The 19,045-nt window shown below is 71.3% G+C and carries 18 protein-coding genes; 9 read left to right on the top strand and 9 right to left on the bottom strand.

The genetic code is table 11. From position 1 onward, the window contains the following. The first annotated feature begins 131 nt into the window (after positions 1 to 131). The 3 genes from SRB5_RS03485 to SRB5_RS03475 are packed head-to-tail and all read left to right on the top strand — an operon-like array spanning position 132 to position 4,722. The gene (locus tag SRB5_RS03485; protein ID WP_323376948.1) at positions 132 to 1,274 is read left to right on the top strand and encodes an acyl-CoA dehydrogenase family protein; all 1,143 of its coding nucleotides are present in this window, start codon (positions 132 to 134) and stop codon (positions 1,272 to 1,274) included. A 27-nt stretch (positions 1,275 to 1,301) separates the two neighbouring features. Then, positions 1,302 to 2,516: an acetyl-CoA C-acetyltransferase gene (locus SRB5_RS03480; protein WP_323376947.1), complete on the top strand. Its 1,215-nt coding sequence runs from the start codon at positions 1,302 to 1,304 to the stop codon at positions 2,514 to 2,516. Positions 2,517 to 2,556: 40 nt separating this feature from the next. Further along, entirely contained in the window at positions 2,557 to 4,722 is a 2,166-nt protein-coding gene (locus SRB5_RS03475) for a 3-hydroxyacyl-CoA dehydrogenase NAD-binding domain-containing protein (protein ID WP_153449821.1), read from the top strand. Between the two features lie 48 nt (positions 4,723 to 4,770). Here the strand turns inward: SRB5_RS03475 and SRB5_RS03470 are convergent, their stop codons facing one another. Further along, positions 4,771 to 6,420 (bottom strand): N-acetylmuramoyl-L-alanine amidase, encoded by a 1,650-nt coding sequence (locus SRB5_RS03470; protein ID WP_323376946.1) that lies wholly within the window; start codon positions 6,418 to 6,420, stop codon positions 4,771 to 4,773. 168 nt (positions 6,421 to 6,588) lie between these two features. Here SRB5_RS03470 and SRB5_RS03465 point away from each other — a divergent pair, with 168 nt between their 5' ends. After that, entirely contained in the window at positions 6,589 to 6,975 is a 387-nt protein-coding gene (locus SRB5_RS03465; RefSeq protein WP_153449819.1) for a VOC family protein, read from the top strand. On the opposite strand, the gene SRB5_RS03460 is transcribed toward SRB5_RS03465, so the two are convergent. Continuing rightward, positions 6,976 to 7,716 carry a MerR family transcriptional regulator gene (locus SRB5_RS03460; protein ID WP_153449818.1) on the bottom strand — a complete coding sequence of 247 codons (741 nt, stop codon included), beginning with the start codon at positions 7,714 to 7,716 and terminating at the stop codon, positions 6,976 to 6,978. Between the two features lie 83 nt (positions 7,717 to 7,799). Continuing rightward, positions 7,800 to 8,420 carry an SMI1/KNR4 family protein gene (locus SRB5_RS03455; protein ID WP_153449817.1) on the bottom strand — a complete coding sequence of 207 codons (621 nt, stop codon included), beginning with the start codon at positions 8,418 to 8,420 and terminating at the stop codon, positions 7,800 to 7,802. A gap of 304 nt (positions 8,421 to 8,724) precedes the next feature. Between SRB5_RS03455 and SRB5_RS03450 the strand changes: the two genes are divergently transcribed. Then, positions 8,725 to 10,071, top strand: coding sequence for a NucA/NucB deoxyribonuclease domain-containing protein (locus SRB5_RS03450; protein WP_153449816.1), 1,347 nt, complete (start codon positions 8,725 to 8,727; stop codon positions 10,069 to 10,071). Positions 10,072 to 10,341: 270 nt separating this feature from the next. Here SRB5_RS03450 and SRB5_RS03445 read toward each other — a convergent pair whose 3' ends face one another. The 5 genes from SRB5_RS03445 to SRB5_RS03425 form a co-directional block, all read right to left on the bottom strand. Further along, the gene (locus SRB5_RS03445; protein ID WP_153449815.1) at positions 10,342 to 10,998 is read right to left on the bottom strand and encodes an NADPH-dependent F420 reductase; all 657 of its coding nucleotides are present in this window, start codon (positions 10,996 to 10,998) and stop codon (positions 10,342 to 10,344) included. Between the two features lie 69 nt (positions 10,999 to 11,067). Continuing rightward, on the bottom strand, positions 11,068 to 11,415 hold the full coding sequence (locus tag SRB5_RS03440; protein ID WP_323376945.1) for a winged helix-turn-helix transcriptional regulator: 348 nt from the start codon (positions 11,413 to 11,415) through the stop codon (positions 11,068 to 11,070). 28 nt (positions 11,416 to 11,443) lie between these two features. Beyond that, positions 11,444 to 12,175: an SDR family oxidoreductase gene (locus tag SRB5_RS03435; protein WP_323376944.1), complete on the bottom strand. Its 732-nt coding sequence runs from the start codon at positions 12,173 to 12,175 to the stop codon at positions 11,444 to 11,446. A 58-nt stretch (positions 12,176 to 12,233) separates the two neighbouring features. Next, positions 12,234 to 13,217 (bottom strand): aldo/keto reductase, encoded by a 984-nt coding sequence (locus SRB5_RS03430; protein WP_153449812.1) that lies wholly within the window; start codon positions 13,215 to 13,217, stop codon positions 12,234 to 12,236. Positions 13,218 to 13,428: 211 nt separating this feature from the next. Then, a complete protein-coding gene (locus SRB5_RS03425; protein WP_153449811.1) occupies positions 13,429 to 14,787 on the bottom strand; it encodes a peptidase C39 family protein in 1,359 nt (452 codons plus the stop codon). 199 nt (positions 14,788 to 14,986) lie between these two features. Between SRB5_RS03425 and SRB5_RS03420 the strand changes: the two genes are divergently transcribed. Together SRB5_RS03420 and SRB5_RS03415 are read left to right on the top strand one after the other, a co-directional pair. After that, positions 14,987 to 15,502 (top strand): GyrI-like domain-containing protein, encoded by a 516-nt coding sequence (locus SRB5_RS03420; protein ID WP_153449810.1) that lies wholly within the window; start codon positions 14,987 to 14,989, stop codon positions 15,500 to 15,502. 45 nt (positions 15,503 to 15,547) lie between these two features. After that, positions 15,548 to 16,024: a macro domain-containing protein gene (locus tag SRB5_RS03415; RefSeq protein ID WP_153449809.1), complete on the top strand. Its 477-nt coding sequence runs from the start codon at positions 15,548 to 15,550 to the stop codon at positions 16,022 to 16,024. Positions 16,025 to 16,033: 9 nt separating this feature from the next. Here SRB5_RS03415 and SRB5_RS03410 read toward each other — a convergent pair whose 3' ends face one another. Beyond that, positions 16,034 to 16,573 carry a DinB family protein gene (locus tag SRB5_RS03410; RefSeq protein WP_153449808.1) on the bottom strand — a complete coding sequence of 180 codons (540 nt, stop codon included), beginning with the start codon at positions 16,571 to 16,573 and terminating at the stop codon, positions 16,034 to 16,036. 132 nt (positions 16,574 to 16,705) lie between these two features. Here SRB5_RS03410 and SRB5_RS03405 point away from each other — a divergent pair, with 132 nt between their 5' ends. Both SRB5_RS03405 and SRB5_RS03400 read left to right on the top strand, forming a co-directional pair. Beyond that, complete coding sequence (locus SRB5_RS03405) at positions 16,706 to 17,671, top strand: calcium/sodium antiporter (protein WP_323376942.1); 966 nt, start codon at positions 16,706 to 16,708, stop codon at positions 17,669 to 17,671. A gap of 107 nt (positions 17,672 to 17,778) precedes the next feature. Continuing rightward, positions 17,779 to 19,044, top strand: coding sequence for a M14 family metallopeptidase (locus tag SRB5_RS03400; protein WP_407703872.1), 1,266 nt, complete (start codon positions 17,779 to 17,781; stop codon positions 19,042 to 19,044). Position 19,045: the final 1 nt, after the last annotated feature.

Genomic DNA, 19,045 nt, shown 5'->3' with positions numbered 1-19,045 from the left:
CCCGCCCCCCGCCTCTCCCGCACCCCCGGCACCCTGCGCCGCCCCCCGGCCCGCCCCGGCGCCGACGCGGCCGGGGTGGCCCGCGACTGGGGCGTCCCCACCGACCGGCCCGACCCCCAGGAGGCCCCGCAGTGAAGCGCACCCTCTTCGCCCCCGAGCACGAGGCGTTCCGCGCGACCGTCCGGACCTTCCTGGCCAAGGAGGTCGTCCCGCACTACGACCGGTGGAACGAGGCCGGCATCGTCTCCCGCGAGGCGTGGCTGGCCGCCGGCCGCCAGGGCCTGCTGGGCCTCGCCGTCCCCGAGGAGTACGGCGGCGGCGGAACGCCCGACTTCCGCTACGGGGTGGTGCTGGCCGAGGAGTTCACCCGCGCCGGCGCCTCCGGCCTCGCCGTCGGCCTGCACAACGACGTGATCGGCCCGTACCTCACCAACCTGGCCACCGACGAGCAGAAGCGGCGCTGGCTGCCCGGCTTCTGCAGCGGCGAGATCATCACCGCCGTCGCCATGACCGAACCGGGCGCCGGCTCCGACCTCCAGGGCATCCGCACGTCCGCCGAGGACAAGGGCGACCACTACCTGCTGAACGGCGCCAAGACCTTCATCTCCAACGGCATCCTCGCCGACCTGGTGATCGTCGTCGCCAGGACCACCCCCGAGGGCGGCTCCCGCGGCCTCAGCCTGCTCGTCGTCGAACGCGGCATGGAAGGCTTCGAACGCGGCCGCAACCTGGAGAAGATCGGCCAGCACGCCCAGGACACCGCCGAACTGTTCTTCAACGACGTCAAGGTGCCCAAGGACAACCTCCTCGGCGAGCTCAACGGCGCGTTCCTGCACCTGGTCACCAACCTTCCCCAGGAACGCCTCACCATCGCCGTGTCCGGCATCGCCGCCGCCGAGAACCTCCTCGAGATCACCACGCAGTACGTCAAGGACCGCGAGGCGTTCGGCCGCCCGATCGCCACGTTCCAGCACATCCGCTTCGAGATCGCCGAGATGGCCACCGAGTGCGCCGTCACGCGCACGTTCGTCGACCGCTGCGTCGAGGACCACGACCGCGGCGAACTCGACGCGGTCCACGCCTCGATGGCCAAGTGGTGGGCCACTGAACTCCAGAAACGCGTCGCCGACCGCTGCCTCCAACTGCACGGCGGCTACGGCTACATGGCGGAGTTCCCGGTGGCCCGTGCCTTCACCGACGGCCGTATCCAGACCATCTACGGCGGCACCACCGAGATCATGAAAGAGATCATCGGCCGCTCCCTGCTCGCCTGAACCCTCACCCCGAGAGGCACACCCATCGTGACCACCGAAGCGTACGTATACGACGCGATCCGCACCCCGCGCGGCCGCGGCAAGGCCAACGGCGCCCTGCACGGCACCAAGCCGATCGACCTGGTCGTCGGCCTGATCCACGAGATCCGGGCCCGCTTCCCCGACCTCGACCCCGCCGCCATCGACGACATCGTCCTCGGCGTCGTCGGCCCCGTCGGCGACCAGGGCTCGGACATCGCCCGGATCGCGGCCATCGCCGCCGGACTGCCCGACACCGTCGCCGGCGTCCAGGAGAACCGCTTCTGCGCGTCCGGTCTGGAGGCCGTCAACCTGGCCGCCGCCAAGGTCCGCTCCGGCTGGGAGGACCTGATCCTCGCCGGCGGCGTCGAGTCCATGTCCCGGGTGCCGATGGCCTCCGACGGCGGCGCCTGGTTCGCCGACCCGATGACCAACTACGAGACCGGCTTCGCCCCCCAGGGCATCGGCGCCGACCTCATCGCCACCATCGAGGGCTTCACCCGCCGCGACGTCGACGAGTACGCCGCCATGTCCCAGGAGCGCGCCGCCGAGGCCTGGAAGGACGGCCGCTTCGCCCGCTCCGTCGTCCCCGTCAAGGACCGCAGCGGCCTTACCGTCCTCGACCACGACGAGCACATGCGCCCCGGCACCACCGCCGACTCCCTGGCCAAGCTCAAGCCCTCTTTCGCCGACATCGGCGACCTGGGCGGCTTTGACGCCGTGGCGCTGCAGAAGTACCACTGGGTCGAGAAGATCGACCACGTCCACCACGCCGGCAACTCCTCCGGCATCGTCGACGGCGCCTCCCTCGTCGCCGTCGGCTCCAAGGAGGTCGGCGACCGCTACGGCCTCACCCCCCGCGCCCGCATCGTCTCGGCCGCCGTCTCCGGCTCCGAGCCGCTCATCATGCTCACCGGCCCCGCCCCTGCCGCCCGCAAGGCCCTCGCCAAGGCCGGACTGACCATCGACGACATCGACCTCGTCGAGATCAACGAGGCCTTCGCCGCCGTCGTCCTGCGCTTCGCCCGCGACATGGGCCTGTCCCTCGACAAGATCAACGTCAACGGCGGCGCCATTGCCCTGGGCCACCCCCTCGGCGCCACCGGCGGCATGATCCTCGGCACCCTCGTCGACGAACTGGAGCGCCGCGACCAGCGCTACGGCCTCGCCACGCTCTGCGTGGGCGGCGGCATGGGCATCGCCACGATCGTCGAACGCATCTGACGTCCCTTCCCGACGGATCTCGCATACGGAGCCGAACAGCATGAGCTTTACGAACACCATCCGCTGGGAACAGGACGACAACGGTGTGGTCACCCTCGTCCTGGACGACCCCAACCAGTCGGCGAACACCATGAACGCCGACTTCATCGCCTCCCTCGAGGCCGCCGCCGACCGCCTCGAGGCCGAGACCCCGCGCGGCGTGATCTACGCCTCCGCCAAGAAGACCTTCTTCGCCGGCGGCGACCTGAAGGACATGATCAAGGCCACGCCCGACGACGCGGCCGACGTCTTCGCCACCGGCATGCGCGTCAAGCGCGCCCTGCGCCGCATCGAGACCCTCGGCGTCCCCGTCGTCGCCGCGATCAACGGCGCCGCCCTCGGCGGCGGCTACGAGATCGCCCTGGCCTCCCACCACCGCGTCGCCCTTGACGCCGGCAGCTACAAGATCGGCCTCCCCGAGGTCACTCTCGGCCTCCTCCCGGCCGGCGGCGGCGTCACCCGTACCGTGCGGATGCTGGGCATCACCGACGCCCTGCTGAAGGTGCTCCTCCAGGGCACCCAGTACAACCCGAAGCGCGCCCTCGACAACGGCCTGGTCGACGAGCTGGCCGCCGACGCCGGCGACCTGCGGGCCAAGGCGCTCGCCTTCGTCGACGCCCACCCCGAGTCCAAGCAGCCGTGGGACGTCCCCGGCTACCGCATCCCCGGCGGCACGCCCGCCCACCCCAAGTTCGCCGCCAACCTCCCGGCGTTCCCCGCGAACCTCAAGAAGCAGACCAACGGCGCCCCCTACCCGGCCCCGCGCAACATCCTCGCCGCGGCCGTCGAGGGCTCCCAGGTCGACTTCGAGACCGCGCAGGTCATCGAGGCCCGCTACTTCACCGAGCTGGTCACCGGCCAGACCGCGAAGAACATGATCCAGGCGTTCTTCTTCGACCTGAACGCCGTCAACGCCGGCCGCAGCCGCCCCGACGGCGTCGAACCGCGCAAGGTCACCAAGGTCGCCGTGCTCGGCGCCGGGATGATGGGCGCCGGCATCGCGTACTCCTGCGCCCGCGCCGGCATCGACGTGATGCTGAAGGACGTCTCGCAGGAGGCCGCCGACAAGGGCAAGGCGTACTCCGTCGCGCTGCTCGACAAGGCGCTCGCCCGGGGCCGTACCACCGAGGCCAAGCGCGACGCGCTGCTCGCCCGGATCACGCCGACAGCCGACCCGCAGGACCTGGCCGGCTGCGACGCCGTGATCGAGGCCGTCTTCGAGGACCCGGCGCTCAAGCACAAGGTGTTCCAGGAGATCGAGGGCGTCGTCGCCCCCGACGCGCTGCTCTGCTCCAACACCTCCACCCTGCCGATCACCGTCCTCGCCGAAGGCGTGCAGCGGCAGACCGACTTCATCGGGCTGCACTTCTTCTCGCCCGTCGACAAGATGCCCCTCGTCGAGATCATCAAGGGCGACCGGACCGGCGACGAGGCCATCGCGCGCGCCTTCGACCTCGTACGCCAGATCAGCAAGACGCCGATCGTCGTCAACGACTCGCGCGGCTTCTTCACCTCCCGCGTCATCGGCCACTTCATCAACGAGGGCGTCGCGATGGTCGGCGAGGGCGTCGAACCGGCGTCCGTCGAGCAGGCGGCGGCCCAGGCCGGCTACCCGGCGAAGGTCCTCTCCCTGATGGACGAGCTGACGCTCACCCTGCCCCGCAAGATCCGCAACGAGACCCGCAAGGCGATCGAGGCCGAGGGCGGCACCTGGGACGTGCACCCGGCGGAGCCCGTCATCGACCGGATGGTCGACGAGTTCGGGCGTACCGGCCGCAGCGGCGGCGCCGGCTTCTACGACTACGCGGACGGCAGGCGGGCCGGGCTGTGGCCGGGGCTGCGCGAGCACTTCACCAGGGCGGACACCGAGATCCCGTTCAAGGACATGCAGGAGCGGATGCTCTTCTCCGAGTCCCTGGACACGGTGCGGCTGCTGGAGGAGGGCGTGCTGACGTCCGTCGCGGACGCCAACATCGGCTCCATCCTCGGCATCGGCTTCCCGCCGTGGACCGGCGGCGTGCTGCAGTACATCAACGGCTACGAGGGCGGCCTGCCCGGTTTCGTCGCCCGCGCGCGTGAGCTGGCGCAGACGTACGGCTCCCGCTTCGAGCCGCCGGCGCTGCTGGTGGCCAAGGCGGAGAAGGGCGAGGCCTTCACCGACGCGTGACGGTGTCCGCGGCCGCCCTCCGGGGGGAGGGCGGCCGCGGGCCCTGCGCTAGCGGACGACCGTGATGCCGTCCGTCGTTATCGTCGGGCGGCCCGAGGTGCCGACGACCTTGATGGTCAGCTTGTGGGTCCCGGCGGTCGACCAGTGCGCCGCCCATATCGCGTAGCGGTAGGCGACCGCCGACGACTTGAGGTCGACCGTCGCCTTCTTCACGCCGTCCAGATACACCGCGGCCTGCCCCGAGCCGGAGGCCCGCGAGACCACCCAGCCGACGGACGTCCCCGTGAACGTCCAGCTGAGCGACGCCCCGGTGCTCGAGCTGGTCAGGGACTTGCCGCCCAGATAGCTGGTGCTCGACTTCACCTTCCAGGTCCCCGTCCTGGCCGCCGCCGTCTCCTGCACGATCGTCCCGGTACGGGTCTTCGAGCCGTTCGCCACCCGGTTCACCCAGTCGACGGTCTTCATCGTCCATGTCGTCGACACGGCCGGTTTCACCCCGGTGTTCCACGAGGTCGTCGAGCCGGAGAACGACTCCGCGCGCGGGGAGACGGACGAGGTGTAGCGGACGCCCGTGTCGTCGTGGGCGTTCCAGTAGAGCTGGACGGGCACGAAGTCCGGCTGTACGTAGCCCTTGCGGGCCCAGAAGTCCGGCCCCTTCGTGAAGGTGGGGGCCGCCGAGTCCGCCGCGTACGTCCGGATGGTCGCCACCTTCGCGTACAGCTTGGCCCCCGGGCAGGCGGTCGCGTACACGTTGCGATGGGCGCTGACCCGGTAGAGGCTGACCGTCTGGCCCTTCTTGTACGTGCCGTTGTCGACGCCCGCGGTCAGCGTCACCTTGCTCGTGGACTTCACCCCGGACAGGCCCAGCTTCCACGCCGCCAGCCGGCTGAAGGCGGCGGTGACCTTCTCCGGCACCGCGGCGCTGGAGTAGTCGCCGATCACGGCGGCGCCGGCGGTGTTGGTGTTGAAGCCCATGGAGTGCGCGCCGATCACGGGGCGGGTGATGCCGCCGTAGCGGCCCTCGTAGATCTGGCCGCACTTGTCGATCAGGAAGTTGTAGCCGATGTCGTTCCAGCCGTTGGTCCGCACGTGGTAGCGGTAGATGGCGCGGATGATCGCCGGGGCCTCCGAGCAGGAGTAGCTGTTGCTGTCCACCGTGTGGTGGACGAAGAACGCCTTCACGCTCGTGCCGTACTCCGGCGGATCGGGGCGCAGCGACTCGTCGGCGCCCCAGCTCGCGCGCGAGCGGATCGACGGCTGTGGGACGCCGGAGGCGGCGAGGGGTGTTCTCTCCAGGTAGGGGGTCGCCGTCCGGGCCGGCTGGGGGCCGGGGGAGACGAGTTCGAGCCGCGCGTTCGCGGGGAGGGCGCTCACCGTGCCGTCGGTATGACGCAGCCGCGCCTGCGCCGCGGTCGAGGGACCGGCCCACAGGGGCTCTGTCGAACGGCGGGCGCGGGCCCGCGCACCCTCCTCGGTCTGCTGCGGGGAGGACTCCAGCGTCCGCCAGGCGGACCAGTCACCGGACTTCGCGTCCCGGGTACGCACCTGGGGCGTACCCGGCAGCGGGCCGGCGGAGGCGGGCCAGGAGACGCCGACCAGGCTGAAGTCGTCGCCGCGTTCGGTGGTCGCCGCCGACGCGGGAGCGGAGGGGGCCAGCAGGCCGGCGGCGGCCAGCGCCACCGCGAGGAGGGGAGGCACCCACCGACGCCCCCGGATTCTCAGCGCGCGCATCCCCGTACCCCCGTTCGTCGAAAAGCCTATCTCCCTCCGGAAGCATGACAATTGGTGCGACAGGGTGGCAAGAGGGCTACAACAACTGGCACGACGCCGACGGACCACCCGTACGCCCATGGCACACTCGCACCCATGGCGACGACCGGGAAACCCCAGACCAGACTGACCGCCACCGTGCTCGACGGCCCCGATCCCCGGGCTCTTGCCGCGTTCTACCGGGACCTGCTCGGCTGGGAGATCACCACCGACGAACCGGACTGGGTGAAACTCGATCCGCCCGGCGGCGGCCCGGGCCTCTCCTTCAGCGAGGAGCCCCGCTTCCGGCGGCCCGTCTGGCCGGCCGCCGACGGCGAGCAGCAGATGATGATGCACCTGGACGTCGAGGTGACGGACCTGGACGAGGCGGAGGCGTACGCCGTCTCACTCGGCGCCCGGCGCGCGGAGTTCCAGCCGCAGGACGACACGCGGGTGTTCTTCGACCCGGCGGGGCACCCGTTCTGCCTGTGGGTGCGGACGTAGTCAGGCCGTTTCGTCGTCCGCGGGGAACGACGCCCGCAGCTCCTCGCGCATGGACCGCTGGAACGCGGTCACGAGGGCCTGCACGACCATCGGCTGCATATGGGCGGACAGCGACCGCATCGTCTCCACCTGCTCCGGATCCGGCCCGCCCTCGCGGTACGGCTCCCACACCTCGTCCCGGAACAGCCGGGTGAGCTCCCGCGCCGCCTCCCGGGTGTGGGTGAGCACCACGTCCCGGGCGGCCAGAATCGTCTTCAGCGCGATCGGCACGTCCAGCAGCCGCACCCCGAGCCGCAGCAGCCCCGCGTCGACCCGGAAGACGTCGGGATCCTCGGTACGGCCCAGCGCGTCCATCGCCACCAGCCGGTCGAGATCCTGCTCGCCGAGCTCCCGCCCGGCCCGCCGCTCGAGCTCCGCACGGGCGATCGTCCGCTCGGAATCCGGCTGCCAGGTCGCCACGAGAGCCCGGTGCAGCGCCAGATCGTCGGGACTGAGCCCGGCGGGCAGCTGCTGTACGTACCGCTCGATCGCGGCCAGCGTCAGCCCCTGATGCTGCAGCTCCTCGATGAGCTCCAGCCGCCGCAGATGCTCGGGCCCGTACCGCCCCACCCGCCGCGGCCCGATCACGGGCGGCGGCAGCAGACCGCGGGTGCTGTAGAACCGAATGGTCCGCACGGTGACACCGGCCCGCGCGGCCAGCTCGTCCACGGTCAGGCCGGCGGCCTCCACCTGCTGCGTCATGGTGCAACAGTATTACTGTCTCACCAAGACTGTCGCAACAGAGCCCTGACCTCGGGTCCTGCGCAGAGATCACCGGGCGGGACTCAGGGACCGGGGACCGTCCAGTGTCCGAGGGGGGTCCGGACGCCGGCTTCGAGGTGGTCGGCCACGTGGGTGAGCAGTGCCGCCAGGCTCGGCCAGGCCGGCTCGGCGGCGTGTCCGTCGCGTGAGTAGCGGATCAGGCAGCCGCGGCGGGGTCCCGGGCGGAGGTCGGCGAACAGGCCCGCGCCGCCGGTGTCGTGGGCGACGGGGATCCAGGCGGGCAGCCAGACGGCGGTGGCTTCGTGCGGGTAGGTGGTGCCGGCGGGGTCGTGGGCGCAGCGCTCCAGGAAGGCCTCGAGGTCGTCGAGGAGTGTGTCCGGGCAGATGCGGCGGGGGGTTTCGAGGAAGACCGCCTGGTGCCGGAGGGCGTCGTCCAGGGGGAGCGGGTGGCAGCTGTCCGGGAAGAGGGCGCCGGGGCCCGACGGTTGGCGCAGGCCGTGGCGGCGGCGCCACCAGGCGGCGAGGTCGGGGGGCAGGTCCGTGCCGGTGAGGTGCTCGACGCGGCGGAGGGTCGCTTCCGGGGCCGGGGGGCACAGGGCGGCGCTCATGCGGGGGGCGTGGTGGGCGAGCCAGTTCTCGATGCGGGTCCAGGTCTCGTTGGTCTGCCGCGCGGTTTCGGCCATCAATTGACGCTCCTCTTCAGCTGTACTTCGGCATGTGACGAATATGTCCCTCGGTAATCAGGTGCATTAGGTCAGACACGCATGGATACGCGTGGGGTCTCCATCTTGCGCGGTGATAGTTTCCCTCGCGCCCGCTCCGTAATCCCGGCCAGTCAAAGGAGATGAGTTGGCGATGAGGACGAAGAGAATTGGCCCGCGTAATAGTCTCGTCGGATCAATGCTGGTCGCGCTTCTGTTACCAGTCGTGCTGGCCGGATCGAGTGCGGCAGCGGATGAAACCGAGAAGACCGAGCCTCGTCTTCTGATGAAGCCGGTCGTCATGGACGACGCCGAGTACCGTGCGAACAAGGCCGATGGAACTCTCGACAGATCCGACTGGACGGTCGTCGACTCAGCCTCCGTGAAGAGTGAACCGCTCACGGAGGACCGGGCCAACGCCGAACTGGCCGAGGCGCCGGGAGCCGTCGACAAGAGTTACGGGGACACCTCCGCGGTCCCGCTGCGGTCCGCATCAAGCGGCGTCCGGGCGCCCTCGCCCCGGATGGCGGCGCCACCCACCTCATGGAGCACCACACCGACGCCCGACGCCGAGACGTGCCTCGGCCGCGACAGGGCCAACCAGTCCGGCGGACTCACGTTCAACCGGTGGACCTGGTGCCACCGGATGCGGATCGGCTTCCAGTACTGGGAGGTCGACGGACGCGGTATCCCGGTCGAGTACGAGGGCACGAACTCGCTCGTCGCCGACGTCGCGGCCGTGGGCAGCGGCGTCGAGCGCGGAATCCGCACCTACCTGCGGGCGGAGGAAGGCTCGGTCTCGTACGACGACTGGGACGTGTTCGACCGGTGGTTCACCGCTCCCGACCTCCACATGTACATCCTCTCCGACTGCGACGGCACCCCCGACCGCTGTCACGGCAGCGGCAGCGGCGTCGAACACACCTGGTCTGACTGGGACTACAGGGACGAATGGCTGTACTGGGACATCTACTCCCACGAAGACGCCGCCACCGGAGCGGACCGAGTCCTCTACCACAACTGGTTCTTCCGTTTCGGGGGCGGTGACGACGACGAGTACAAGGGGCCCGAAGGGCGCACCGACAGCTGGCAGATCCGCTGTGACTCCGCGAACTACTTCTCGTATTTCGGCGTGGACTACGCCAAGGCGTGCGTGAATTACAACGTCATTCCGCACCTGATCTACAAGGTGAGCGACGACCGGGTCGAGGCCGTGGCCCGCCACATCCGATTCGCGCAGGACGACCCCACGCGCACCTATCCGGTCGAGATCGGCGAAGAGCGGAAGGACATCCCCGGGAAATACACGGGCGTCCGGGACGGCAGAGGCCTGACCCGCGTCCCGTACCAGGGGATCGTCTACAGCGCCAACGAGGACTGGAAGAACCGCGCCTGCCAGCGCCGGGAACCCTACGGCGACGCCTGGGGCCTGCCCCCGTACGACACCGGCACCCACGACTGCGACGAGTACCCCTTCGCGGTCACGAACGAGGGCGCCGCGTCCCGCAACTTCTCGGTCCGCGCCGTACCCCGCGAACAGAACCGCGCGGCGGGCGGGCTGCTGCGGTGGTACCTCTTCGCGGACCGGATCCTGTACAACAGCGACCCGTTCTGGGTGGAGATCCAGGACTGATCACCCGGCCGGGCTGCCGCATGGCGCACGCCTTGCGACAGCCCGGCCTCCGACGTTCCACCGCGATGTTCGCGGGGCGAGAATGCACGGGTGAGCATCCCAGCGCCGCCGGCCACCTGGTGCGTGCCGTCTTCGACGACGTCTCCCTTCTCCTTCGTTCGTGGCCAGAGGCAGATGCCGACACCGGCGGAGCCCAGCCGGAGGACCAACTCGTACGGCTGTGGGAGGAACACCGGCGCCGTTCCCCGGGAGTTTCCGGTGGCGTGGACATCAACTCGAGGTGGAGGCCTCGGCGGGCCCGGTGAAGGTGAAGGCCGACAGCAGGTCGTGGCCCGAGAACAGGAGGCGGATCACGATGATCGCCATGGCCTCCAGGTGGCGGGCCTGAGTGAGGTCGCCGGTGTCCAGCGGGGTCGCGCCGAGGTCCGTGATCAGGGTGCGTGCCGCTGTCTTGCCGGCCTCGTCGCCCGCCATCGGAACCGTGAGCGGCCGGCCGTCGAACGCCGGAGGCTGCATCCGCCAGACCGAGGCGTGTGCCTGATTGAAGGCCTTGACCACGTGGGCGCCGGGCGACAGGCGGGCTATCTCCTCTGCCATCGAGGTGCCGTTCTCGTAGGTGATCTGCGAGAAGTCGGATACGTCGACCGCGTTGCCGCAGTCGATCACCGTCTTTCCTGCGAGCGTGCCTTGCGGCGCGCCGGCCGCCCGCAGCGTCTTCTCCAAGCCTTCGAGGCGGACGGCGAGCAGCACGACGTCGCCGAACTCCGCGGCCTCGCGCAGGGTGCCCGCCCGGGCGCCGATTCGCTTGGCGAGGTCGGCCGTCTTGTCGGGTGTGCGGCCGCCGATCAGTACGTCGTGGCCTGCCCGGATCCAGCCGGCCGCCAGCGCTTCGGTCATCATTCCGGCCCCGAGTACACCGATCTTCATGACAGTCCTCCTGTTGAATTCGAGGTTCTGTGAAGAACGGTAGAAAGCCGTGGGGAACCCGGCGGTGCCCTACGCGGAGGCCTGAGCGTCGAGCAGCGCGTCGGTGTTGTCCTCCGCCCAGCGGGACAGTGCGGCCAGGGGTTCGAGGAGGCTGTGGCCGAGTTCGGTGAGGCGGTATTCGGTGCCGGGTGGGGCGGTACGTAGCGCGCGCCGCTCGACGAGGCCGTTGGCGACGAGCCGGTGGAGCGTCTGCGTCAGCATCTTCTTGCTGATGCCTCCGACCGTGTCACGCAACTCCGTGTAGCGGGCGGGGCCACGCCCCAATGCGACCACGACGACCACCGACCAGGTGTCGGTGATCAGGCCGAGGGTGGTGCGGGCCGGGCAGTCGGCGAGGAAGACGTCGTAGGCGACCACCTCGGAATCGTACGCCTGGCCGGTCAGGCTACCGCAGCTGTTCGAAGTGGAAGGAGCGGACGAAGCAGTCCCGGGGCTGAGTGATCGCGAACAGGACGCAGTCGACGACCGACTGGGCGGTCAGCGGGTCGTTCGCCGTTCGGGAGGCCTCGTCCCAGGACGGGTCGAGCGGGTCTCCGTCCGTGAAGTCCGGCGGGTAGAGGGAGATGACGCGGATGCCCTCCGGGCGGAGGCGGTGGGACAGGATGTCCGCGAAGCCTGCCTGGGCGGCCTTGGCGGCGTAGAACGCGGGATGGGCCTCGGAGCGGTGGTCGCGAGGTTCCGCGGCGGAGGAGATCAGGTTGACGATGTCCGCCGCGGCGGAGGCCCGTAGCAGCGGCAGGAAGTGCTTGACCGTCAGCAGTGTGCCGGTCGCGCCGGAGGCGATGGTGTCGCCGATCGCGTCGTCGCCGGCGTCCTCGAGGCCGGGGGAGGCCAGGTAGCGGGCGCCGTTGTTGACCAGGACGTCGGTACGGTCCGTACGGGCAGCGACCGCCTCGGCGAACTCCCGGACGGAGACCGGATCGGCGAGATCGCATGCGAACGCATCGGCCGCGGCGGAACTGTCCGCCGTAACCGCATCGGCCACCCCACGAGCCGCCCCCAGGTCCCGCGCGGACACGAACACCCGCGCCCCCAGCCGCCCCGCCCGCAGCGCCAACGCCCTCCCGAGCCCCCGCCCGGCTCCCGTGACCACCACCGTGCGCCCCGACAGATCCACGCAGCCCCTCCCCTCAAAACAGACGGTGCCGCCCGGTGGCCCGGGCGGCACCATGGCGTCACCAGCGGTCGTGGATCTCCGCCCGGAACCGGCGGTCGTACAGCTCCCGCACCGCCTCCAGCGTCGACTCCGGCAGCGGCGGAAGCGCCGCGGCCCCGGCGTTCGCCCGCGCCTGCGCGGCGTTGCGCGCGCCCGGGATCACCGTCGACACCCCCGGCTGCTGCATGATCCACCGCAGCGCCGTCTGCGCCGGGGTCGCGCCCTCGGGGGCGAGGGCGGCGAACTCCACGGCCGCCTCCACACCGGTGGCGAAGTCGACGCCGGAGAACGTCTCGCCCTGGTCGAACGCCTCGCCGTGGCGGTTGAACGTACGGTGGTCGTTCTCCGCGAAGACGGTGTCCTTGGTGTACCGCCCGGACAGCAGACCGCTGGCCAGCGGTACGCGGGCGATGATCCCGACGCCGGCCTCGGCGGCGGCCGGAAGCACCTCGTCCAGGGGCTTGAGGCGGAACGGGTTGAAGATGATCTGCACGCTCGCCGTCCCCGGGCGGGCGATCGCCGCGAGGGCCTCGGCGCAGGTCTCCACGCTGACGCCGTACGCCGTGATCCGCTCCTCCTCGACCAGGGTGTCCAGGGCGTCGAAGACCGCGTCGGAGGAGAACACCGGCGTGGGCGGGCAGTGCAGCTGCACGAGGTCCAGCCGGTCCACGCCGAGGTTGCGGCGGGAGCGGTCGGTCCACGCGCGGAAGTTGTCGAGGGTGAAGTGCGCGGGATCCTGCTCCACCCGGCGGCCCATCTTCGTCGCCACCAGCACCCCGGCGTCCGGGCGCTCCTTCAGGAACCGTCCGATGAGCTGCTCGCTGCGCCCGTCCCCGTACACGTCGGCGGTGTCGAAGAACGTCACCCCCGACTCGAGGGAGGCGTCCAGCACCGCGAAGGCCTCGGCCTCCGGTACGTCGCCCCAGTCGGCCCCCAGCTGCCAGGTGCCCACACCGCAGACGGACACCCGCTGACCGGTCCTGCCGAAGACGGACTGCTCCATGATTCCCACTCTCGTCGCTGTCGAAGCAGCACGCTACGGCACGGGGGGACCGCTTCGGGCCACCGGCCGGCCGCATCGCACGCGCCTTCGGAAGTCTATGCGGACCATCGCATTCCGGCTTACGGCCTGACCGTTTCGAGTGGGTTTGACTCAGGCGATCCGGGGTACGGTCGCCCCGCGCGGGAAGCGGGGCGACCGTACCCCGAGGGCGTCAGCGGATGCCGACGGCCGCCAGCGCGGCGCGCTGGCGGGGGGTCGCCTCGTTCGGCCACAGGATGTAGCAGACGCCGCCCGTGCCGCCGCTGACGCCGCCCGACGCGTTGATGCGCTTCGTACGGAGCCAGATGTTCTCGAACTGGCGCCGCTTGTACACGTGGCGCACGGCCGGGTTGCTGGGGCTCGCCGGGTCGTTGGCGACGACGTCGCCCTCTTCGGTGAAGCCGATGACCGTCATCAGATGGCCGGAGGTGCCGTACCCGGCCCCGTCCAGCTCCTTGGCGAGGAAGGACTGCGACGTGATCAGCGGGATCCCGGCGCCGACCAGGAGCTCCGCCTCCGTGAGGGAGCCGATGCGGTGGACGACGCCGTTCATGCCGCTGTACGTGGCGGCGTACGCGGTGTTGAACGGCCAGTTGCCGCAGCCGTCGTACTGGTAGTCGAAGGTGTGACGGGCGGCGTGGCAGACCTGCGGGTCCGAGAAGTCGGGGTTCACCCAGGAGACGTCCGACGCGGACGGGCCGCGGCCCCAGTACTCGATGATCATCTCCGACGAGGTGGGGCTGCACCACGCCTCACCGCCGTTGTCGTACTCGGGGTACTGGCCGACGTGCACGTTCTGCGAGTAGCGCGGGACGAGCAGCTCGCGGGCGAGCCCCGGCTGCGAGGCGGGCACCTCGAAGCGGTCGGGCACGTCCGAGCCCATGGCCCCCAGGCGCCACACGGTCGGCGCGGCGCCGCTGCCCGGCTTGCTGTACAGCGTCACCCGCAGCCGGTAGTCGACCAGGCGCAGGCCGGTCGCCGCGTCGTCGATGGCGAAGGTGTCGGTCCAGATGCTCGACTTGCCGTCGCTCTGGTCGTCCTGCGAGGTGCGGCGGATGTCGCCGTCGCCGGCGGCCCAGCGGCCCATCATGTACCAGGGGGTGGCGGTGCCGTCGTTGTACGTGCCCTGCAGCTCGACCTGGATCCAGGTGCCCGCGGGGGTGTCGGCGTTCCACGAGGGGACGATCTCCGTGGCGGGAACCGCGAGGGTGTACGACGGCGAGGTCCACGTCGCGTAGTCCCAGGTGGCGGTGGTGCCGGTGTGCGGGTCGGTGTACTCGACGCTGCCCTGCGGGCGGCGGACGGTTATCCCCGGGCGGAACCCTCCGACGAGCTTGGTGCCCTCGTGCCGGCCGCTGAGCCAGGCGGGGGCGGTGGCCCAGCCGTGGTAGTCGGACAGCGCGCCGACGCGGCCGGGCGCCGGCGCACCGGCGCGCGGGGCGGCCGAGGCCGGTGTCGAGACGGTGGCTCCGGCGGCGGCGGCCGCGAGGGCGGCGGCGAGCACGGTGCGTCGGGAGGCGGTTCCGGGCATGCGGTAACTCCCCTGGGAGAATGGGTCGGACGTGGGTCAACGCGAACGCCACTAAACACTGTCGGCGAGGGGTTCGGTAGGTGTTCCCGGCTCGATAATTGGTGTAGGCCACTGGCGTGATCTGCGCGTTCGTACCGGAGCTTCGTCAACTTCCCTGATCGGGCGATGAGTTTCGGCTCCCGTGCAGGTCTAACCCGGCATGACACTTCACACGCCCGCGCCGCCCACCGTCCTCGAACTGCCCGAAACACCGTGCGTCACGATGCGCCGCACGGTGACCATGCGCTCGATGGGGGAGATCGCCGACCGGATCCCGGAGGTGCTCGGCTGGCTCACCCGGCGGGGGATCGCCCCGGCCGGACCGCCGTTCCTGCGGTACGAGCTGATCGAGATGGACAAGCAGCTGGTCGTCGAGGCGGGCTGGCCCGTCGCCGAGGCCGTGGCGGGGGACGGGACGGACGACGGCGTCCGGGCCGGGGTCCTGCCCGGGGGCCGGTATGTGTCCCTGGTCCATCGCGGCCATCCCGACCAGCTGATCCATGTCATCAAGGCGCTGCTGGTGTGGGCCCGGGAGCGGGGCCTGGAGTGGGACATGACGCCGACCTCCGAGGGCGAGCGGTGGGGGTGCCGGCTGGAGAGCTACCGCACGGATCCGCGGGAGGAGCCGGACCCCTCGAGCTGGGAGACGGAGCTGCTGTTCCGGCTGGCCCGCTGAGCGGTGCGCGGGGCGCTGTCAGTGCCCCGCGCTACCGTCTGTGACATGGGGGAAATCACGTATCTGCGGGGCGACGCGACGGCCCCGCAGGCCAAGGGCGTCAAGCTGATCGCGCATGTCTGCAACGACCTGGGCGGCTGGGGCAAGGGCTTCGTGCTGGCGGTGTCGCGCCGCTGGCCGGAGCCCGAGGCCGCGTACCGCCGCTGGCACCGCGAGCGCGCGGGGAACGACTTCGGGCTGGGGGCCGCGCAGTTCGTCCGGGTCGGCGAGTGGACGTGGGTGGCGAACATGGTGGGGCAGCACGGCATCCGGACGGGCAGCAAGGGGCCGCCGGTCCGGTACGAGGCGATAGGCGCCGCGCTCGGTGCGGTGGGCGACCGGGCGCTGGAGCTGGAGGCCTCCGTCCATATGCCGCGGATCGGCTGCGGGCTGGCCGGGGGAGTGTGGTCGCGCGTCGAGCCGCTGGTCGAACGTGCCCTGACGGGCCGCGGGATAGCGGTGACGGTGTACGACCACGGCTGAGCCGGACGGTTATTCGCCGGTGGCGCCGTCCACCGCCTCGCGGAGCAGGTCGGCGTGGCCGACGTGGCGCGCGTACTCCTCGATCATCGCCATGACGATGTAGCGCAGGGTGGGGGACTCACCGCGGCTGTTGGTGAAGTTGCCGAGCTGCTCGAGCCCGCCGTTCTCCAGCGCGTGCGCGATCGTCTTGTCGGAGCGGGCCACGGCGTCGCGCCACATACGGTGCAGCTCCTCCGGGCTGTCGTTGGCGGCCGTGCGCCACTCCCAGTCGGGGTCGGAGTCCCAGTCCACCTCGCTCCAGGGCGGACCGACCTCCGTACCGAGCAGCCATTCGGCGAGGGTGGTGTCCTCGACGCAGGCCAGATGCTTGAGCATCCCGCCGAGCGTCATCGACGTCGGCCCCACGGTCGTCCGCAGGCCCTCGGCGTCCACGCCGCGGCACTTCCACTCGATGGTGGCGCGCAGGAAGTCGAGATAGCCGAGGAGGGTCTCGGCCTCGCCGCCGGCGACCGGGGGCTTGGGGCGTCCTTGCTCGTCCATGTACGGCATGCGCGGGAGCCTACTGGGGATGCCCGCCGGCGGGGCTGGCGAGGGGTGGTTCGCGTCCGAGTTGCGGCGGATCAGGACCGGGGTTTGACTTCGGGGAAAGCGCCGGCGGCGGGAGGTTCGGTCGTGGGCCCGGTGCCGGCACTGCTTCTGGGGCTTGCCGCCCTGGTGGTGGGCGCCGACATGGTGGTGCGCGAGGGGTCCGCCCTGGCGGCCCGCTTCCACCTGAGCCCGCTCGTCATCGGCATGACCGTCGTGTCGCTGGGCACCAGCCTGCCCGAGCTGGCCATCGGCATCACGGCCGCCCAGCAGGGCAACGGCGGGCTCGCGGTCGGCAACATCGTCGGCACCAACGTGGTCAACGTGCTGCTGATCCTGGGGCTCAGCGCGCTGTTACGGCCCATCGACTTCGAGCTGCGGACGCTGCGCGTGGACCTGCCGGCGATGGCCGGGGCGGCGCTGCTGCTGTACGTGCTGGCCCGCGACGGCAGCCTCGCCACCGCCGACGGCTGGTGGATGTGCGCGTACGGCGCCGCCTATCTGGCGCTGATGATCGAGCTCGCCCGCCGGGACGCCCGCCGGGTTCGGCTCGTACGGGACAGCGGCGGTGGCCCCGCCCCGGCGAAGACCCGCCCGCGGCCGGTGGCCCTGGCGCTGCCGCTGCTCCTGCTGGGGCTCGCGGTCATCGTCGCCGGGGCCGAGTTCCTGGTCGACGGGGCGGTGGAGATCGCCCGTGACCTGGGCGCCGGGGACGCGCTCATCGGCCTCACCGTCGTCGCCGTCGGCACCTCGGCGCCGGAGCTCGTCACCACCGTGGTCGCCACCGTGCGCGGCGGCGACCGGTCCATCGCGCTGGGCAACCTCATCGGCTCCAGCGTCTTCAACATCGCCCTCATCCTCGGGCCCACCGTCCTGGTGGCGCCCGGCGCGGTCCCCGTGCCCGACGACGTGCTCGCGCTGGACCTGATCGTCATGGTGGCCGCCGCGATCGTGTGCGTGCCGGTCATCGTCACCCGCCGCCGGCTGACCCGCGTCGAGGGCGGCGCGTTCGTCGCCACGTACATCGGCTACATGACCTGGCTGCTCACCACGCGGCTCTGAACCGGTGTGAGCTTTCCCGAAACCCTGTGCACGGACTATCACCCTGCGCTACGTTCTCCCCACGCATAACGCTCGTATGCCCCCGGAGAGACGTTCAGGTGAGCACGATCGCCCGTCCGCGCGCGCGGAACACCGCCCTGGTGCTGGCCGCGGCCGCCGTGCTGATCGGCATCAACCCCAGTGCCCCGGCGAGTGCCCGCATCCCACCCCGTACCGGATTCGAACAGCGGGCCGGTTCGTCCTGGACCACCGAGGCCGAGGAGACGAGCTTCCTCACCACCGTCCGGCAGCGCAGCAGCCGGGTGGCCGTCGAGCGGATCGGCACCACCCGCAAGGGCCGCCCCCTGCGCCTGGTACGCGTCGGCGAGCCCCGGGAGAACGTGCTGCTCCTGATCTGCTCCCAGCACGGCGACGAACCCGCCGGCCGCGAGGCCTGCCTGACCACCATCCGCGACCTGGCCTTCGGCGAGGACCCCGCCACCCGCCGGCTCCTGGCCCGGACGACCGTGCTGGTCGTGCCCACCGCCAACCCCGACGGCCTGGCCGCCGGCACCCGCGGCAATTCCGAGAACGCCGACATCAACCGCGACCACATCGTGCTGCGCACCGCCGAGGCCCGCGCCATCGCCGCCGTCCTGCGTGACCGGCAGCCGGACATCGTGTACGACCTGCACGAATTCCTCGGCGACGAGCCGTACTACACCCGCGACCTGCTGACCCTGTGGCCCCGCCACCCCGGCGTCGACCCGGCCGTCCGCGCGGCCTCCAAGTCCCTCGCCCGAACAGACGTCCGCGCGGCGGCCGAACGGGCCGGCTTCACGACCGGCGACTACGGCATCTGGATCGACCCCAGGACCGGCGTCCCCGTCCGCCAGGTGGCCGGCGACGGCCAGGAACGGATCCTGCGCAACACCGTGGGCCTGAAACACGCCCTCGGGGTACTCGCCGAAACCCGCGTCAACCCCGCCCCGCCCGGCCCCGCCACCAACCGCCGCCGCGTCCGCGCCCAGCTCACGGCGCTCCATGGGGCACTCGCGTTCACCACCCGCAACGTGACCGCCGTCGAGGCCGCCACCACCGCGGCCCGCGCCGGCGACGGCGGCACCGGGCCGCTGGCCGTGGGCGGCGCGGACAACGCACCGCCCAGGCGCGGCGAGACGATCACGGACCTGCCCTGCGGGTACCGCCTCGACCCCACCGAGTACGCCCGCGCCAGCGAACGCCTCGCGCTGCACGGCATCGAGGTGCACCCCCGCAAGGACGGTGCCTTCGTCCCCCTGCGCCAGCCGCTGCGCAGCCTCGTACCGCTGCTCCTCGACGCCCGCGCCGCCCACCCCCTGGCGGCCGCGGTCCCGCTGCGCCGCTGCCCCTGAG

Source organism: Streptomyces smaragdinus, from assembly GCF_009604385.1.
Classification (GTDB): domain Bacteria; phylum Actinomycetota; class Actinomycetes; order Streptomycetales; family Streptomycetaceae; genus Streptomyces; species Streptomyces smaragdinus.
Note: the sequence above shows the minus strand (reverse complement) of the source record. Positions and strands in the feature narration are given on the sequence as shown.

Bases quoted from the DNA above. Each gene is read 5' to 3' on its own strand.
- SRB5_RS03475 (WP_153449821.1), top strand. From the start codon at position 2,557: ATGAGCTTTACGAACACCATCCGCTGGGAACAGGACGACAACGGTGTG.
- SRB5_RS03465 (WP_153449819.1), top strand. From the start codon at position 6,589: ATGGCGACGACCGGGAAACCCCAGACCAGACTGACCGCCACCGTGCTC.
- SRB5_RS03460 (WP_153449818.1), bottom strand. From the start codon at position 7,716: ATGACGCAGCAGGTGGAGGCCGCCGGCCTGACCGTGGACGAGCTGGCC.
- SRB5_RS03455 (WP_153449817.1), bottom strand. From the start codon at position 8,420: ATGGCCGAAACCGCGCGGCAGACCAACGAGACCTGGACCCGCATCGAG.
- SRB5_RS03450 (WP_153449816.1), top strand. From the start codon at position 8,725: ATGAAGCCGGTCGTCATGGACGACGCCGAGTACCGTGCGAACAAGGCC.
- SRB5_RS03445 (WP_153449815.1), bottom strand. From the start codon at position 10,998: ATGAAGATCGGTGTACTCGGGGCCGGAATGATGACCGAAGCGCTGGCG.
- SRB5_RS03430 (WP_153449812.1), bottom strand. From the start codon at position 13,217: ATGGAGCAGTCCGTCTTCGGCAGGACCGGTCAGCGGGTGTCCGTCTGC.
- SRB5_RS03425 (WP_153449811.1), bottom strand. From the start codon at position 14,787: ATGCCCGGAACCGCCTCCCGACGCACCGTGCTCGCCGCCGCCCTCGCG.
- SRB5_RS03420 (WP_153449810.1), top strand. From the start codon at position 14,987: ATGACACTTCACACGCCCGCGCCGCCCACCGTCCTCGAACTGCCCGAA.
- SRB5_RS03415 (WP_153449809.1), top strand. From the start codon at position 15,548: ATGGGGGAAATCACGTATCTGCGGGGCGACGCGACGGCCCCGCAGGCC.
- SRB5_RS03410 (WP_153449808.1), bottom strand. From the start codon at position 16,573: ATGCCGTACATGGACGAGCAAGGACGCCCCAAGCCCCCGGTCGCCGGC.